The following is a 4,228-nucleotide window of genomic DNA, read 5'->3' as shown; positions in this document are numbered from 1 at the left end:
TAGATATCACACAATTAGAGGTAAAAAAAAATAGAAGCTAGTTTATCGGGAGGTGGCATTTTAAAATTGAAAGCTGAAGAAATTCTGGATGCTCAAATTCCCGAAAAACCAGCGGAAAACACGATATGCTCTCCAATAAAAACTTTTGATGACAATCCATTAAGGAGTCAACCTATACCAATTCTAAAATTAATTTAAAGTTTAATCATTAATTCCCAGATATTGATATACACAACTGCTTTAACTCTTGTTCTTTAATTGCTTATTATATGCTTAAAAATTACCTGAAAATATCCCTCCGTAATTTGTTAAAAAACAAAGTATATACTTTTATCAATCTGACAGGGCTTACAGTTGGGATTGCCTGTTGTCTTTTACTTTTCTTCTATGTTCAGTTTGAACTAAGTTACGACAAGCATCACAGCAAAATTGATTGTCTTTACCGTATCTCCTCGGAATATACCTACGATGGAAAAACCACAAAGATGTCCCTTACTCCTTCTCCGCTGGCCAATGCCCTCAAGGCAGAATTTCCTGAAGTAGAAAAAACCCTTCGTATTCATAAAAGGGACAATGTGATACTTTCCCATGGAGATAAAAGCTCTAGGGAAAAAGCGGTGGCATTTGCCGATGCCAGTCTTTTTGAACTGTTTGATATAAAGCTTATTCAGGGAGATCCTGCCAGGGCCTTAAAAGAGCCCAATACCTTACTGTTAAGTGAAACCCTGGCACGAAAACTTTTTGGCAAGGAGGATCCAACCGGAAAGTTAATGCTCCTCAACAATCAAGAAGCCTACCAGGTTACAGGGGTTTATAAAGACATAACAAAAAATTCTCATTATCACTTCAACTTAATCGGGGCCAGATCAGGTATAGAGGACGGCAACAGCAACAGCTGGAATTTCGTCACTGATTATACCTATTTGCTAATAAAAAAAGGGACTCATGCCTCGGCATTGGAAGCTAAGTTACCACTCCTTCTGCAAAAGTATCAGGGTTCCTCTTTTCAAAAATATCTTGCAGAAACCGGAGGATCCGGAAACATAACCGACTACAGAAGATACCGACTTCTGCCGGTAAAAGACATTCACCTTTATTCGGATTTTGAAAGGGAAATTGAAGCGGGTGGCAACATCAATTATGTCTATCTTTTTTCAGCCCTTGCTTTTATTATTTTGGTGATTGCCTGCATCAATTATATGAACCTTTCCACAGCCCGTTCAGCCGAAAGGGCAAAAGAAATCGGAATTCGCAAGGTTTCCGGAGCCCGGCGTCCCCAACTTATTGCCCAGTTTTTGTCCGAATCTCTTCTGTTAAGTGTTTTGGCACTTATTTTAGCCCTCGGCATAGTAGAAATTGCGATTAAAGGATTTAATCAACTGTTAGAAACTTCCATACAAACCCAATACCTCGGTAACTTTCCTCTCCTGATTACCCTGGGAGGGATTATATTGCTAGTTGGCTTTCTTGCGGGAAGTTACCCGGCTTTTTATATATCGGCATTTGATTCTGCAAAAATCTTAAAAGGCAATCTAAAGATGGGTATAAAAAGTGGAAAAATCAGAAGCGGATTGGTTATTACCCAGTTTGTTTTGTCCATTTTCCTGATGGTAGGAGCTGTAACCATTTACAAACAACTTTTTTTTATACGTCATACCAACTTTGGATACAACAAGGAACAGGTGCTTATTATTAAAAACCAGTCTTCTGTTTTAAATAATACCGGAGAGGTTTTAAAAAAGGAAATATTACAGTTCACATCCATAAAATCCGCCACACTCACCAATTTTCTACCTGTAGAACTATCCTCCTCAAAGAGAGAATTTTTCAGCCCGGAAGGACAAAGTGATAAAAAGATGGTCATGAATGAATGGACAGTGGATCATAATTATCTGAAAACTTTGGGTATGGAAATAAAAAAAGGCCGTTTTTTTTCTCCTGAATTTTCTTCTGACTCCACGGCAGTGGTAATCAATGAAGAAGCTGCTAACCAACTGGGATTCGATGGGATTGACCCTGTTGGGAAAAGGATCAACTACTACAAGGGAAGCTTTAAAATTATAGGTGTAGTCAAAAATTTTAATTTTCAGTCGCTGAAAGAAAAAATTGCCCCCTTGGTGATGAGCTATGGAAGAGGTTCCGGATTTTTATGTATCAGAATGAATGAAAAAAATACCGCACAAACATTAAACCTCATAAAAGACCATTGGGATAAACTAAACCCTGGTTTTCCTTTTGAATATACATTTCTGGATGAAGCATTTGATCAGATGTATAAGAAAGAACAAAAGATAGGAAAGATACTTTTGGCCTTTGCTCTTTTGGCCATATTTATTGCCTGTCTTGGTCTTTTTGGTTTGTCGGCATTTACTATTCAACAACGTGTAAAAGAAATTGGAATAAGAAAAGTACTGGGAGCTTCCATAAAAAGCATTGTAGTGCTGTTATCCAAAGAGTTCGGAAAACTGGTAGGTATTGCCTTTGTATTAGCTTCCCCTTTCGCCTGGTGGACCATGAATGAGTGGCTGCAAAATTTCAAGTATAAAACCACTCTTGGACCCGAAGTATTTTTAGGAGTAGGCTTTCTTTCCTTTTTAGTAGCCTGGCTAACGATGAGCTTCCATGCCATTAAGGCTGCAACGGACAATCCGGTAAGTTCTATCAGATATGAATAAGTTTAAAAAAGTCCTATTGACTAAATCAGCGGGTATAGTAAAGAAATAGCAATATCAATTTAGAATTAGAATTGTATTTTAATTATGAAAAAAATTACTTTTTTATCATTCTTTCTAAGCTTTATAGCTCTAGTCCCTGGTAACTCTCAAACAAAAGCTGATCAGGAAGTTTCAGGTGAAAACATCCCCGAAGAGTTGAAACGATTTTTGGATAAAATGGAAGAGCCATTGGAAATAAAGGAGCTTCCTGATTACATCCTATCCAAACCTCCTAAAACCATCACAAAGAGACAGGCCTTAGAGGATGTTGAAATGATTCAATACCTTTTTGATAATGTATTCAGTGGAAGATATTACTGGCAGCACCATGGTGTAGACTTCCCAAAAGCTTATGCTGACCTGAAATCCTGGATTGAATATTTCCCAATCAAAGAAATTAGTACATTAGAATTCCAGAAAAGGATATACAATGCCTTAAAAAACATCAATGATCCTCATACCGCTATTATAGGAGAGGAAACCTGGGAGTTTTTTACAAGAGTAAGACAGTATTTCACCCATTTAATTATTGAAAAAAGAGGCAATAAATATATTGTCATCGAATCTGATCAACCCAGCATTCCGGTTGGCACACTATACCTTGATAAAGAAGAGTATTTAAGAAAAACCCTCTCTAAAGAAGGAGTGGACCAATTCCTATTAGGAATAATGAGTACAGAAAAACCAACTGAGCTTAGCGTGAACTTTAGTTCAGGAGCATTTAGCCTTCCCTTACATCCATGTAAAATAGGAAATATTAAATACGACAGGTTCAAAAACATCATAGAAACCGATACCATAGAAAATATCCCTTATGTTAGGAGTTCTTCTTTTTGGGTAGAGGAAGAAATCAAAACTTTAGAAAACTTTACCGAAATAGGAAAAGAATTAAAAAATGCCCCAGTTTTCATTTGGAACCTTTTGGCAAATGATGGGGGGATCTCCACTTACCCTCATCAGTTTATAGAAAATTTCAATGGTTTGGCCCAAGAGGAATCCTGGCTTCTGTACCTTCATTCTACAGCAATCATTCAAGCTTACTTTCCAAAGAAAAACAGATGGTCAAGCTGGCCAAAAGAATGGCTGGATGACAATACGCCATTAGATAGCATTCCCGAGTACAAGCATTACCATGTAAAGCAGATCAGAAAACAGAAAAAAGAACTAATCGAAAACCCAAAGAAATACTGGGAGATCGTAAGAAAAAAACCTGAAAAAAAATATGGAAACTATAAAGGAAAAGTTATCATTCTCTCTAATTACCGAAATGGTTCTGCAGGAAATAATGCCCTGGCAGCTTCGAAGAGCATTCCCAATAGCTTGATTGTAGGAGAGCAATCCAATATGACCTATACTTTTGCCAATACAAGACAATTTTGTCTAAAGAATTCCTCAATCAAGTTCCGACTTCCCGGACGTTTAATCATTCATCCTGAAAATAATGTGGATCAGGGCTTTTTACCTGATTTGTGGTTAGATTCCGAAAAACCTGTAGAGGAGATAGTAAAATGGCT

General features: G+C 37.3%; 2 protein-coding genes. Both read left to right on the top strand.

All coding sequences use genetic code 11. The annotated features are described in order from the left end of the window. Window positions 1-269 precede the first annotated feature (269 nt). Complete coding sequence (locus E1171_RS06055; protein WP_155205089.1) at window positions 270-2,675, top strand: ABC transporter permease; 2,406 nt, start codon at window positions 270-272, stop codon at window positions 2,673-2,675. A gap of 84 nt (window positions 2,676-2,759) precedes the next feature. Next, on the top strand, window positions 2,760-4,228 hold a 1,469-nt coding region (locus E1171_RS06050; protein WP_155205087.1), incomplete at its 3' end, for a S41 family peptidase.

Origin of the sequence: Xanthovirga aplysinae, from assembly GCF_009711365.1 — a bacterium.
In the GTDB taxonomy this organism is placed as follows: domain Bacteria; phylum Bacteroidota; class Bacteroidia; order Cytophagales; family Cyclobacteriaceae; genus Xanthovirga; species Xanthovirga aplysinae.
Note: the sequence above shows the minus strand (reverse complement) of the source record. Positions and strands in the feature narration are given on the sequence as shown.

Excerpts from the sequence above, each read along its gene's own strand:
- E1171_RS06055 (WP_155205089.1), top strand. The coding sequence starts at position 270 with ATGCTTAAAAATTACCTGAAAATATCCCTCCGTAATTTGTTAAAAAAC.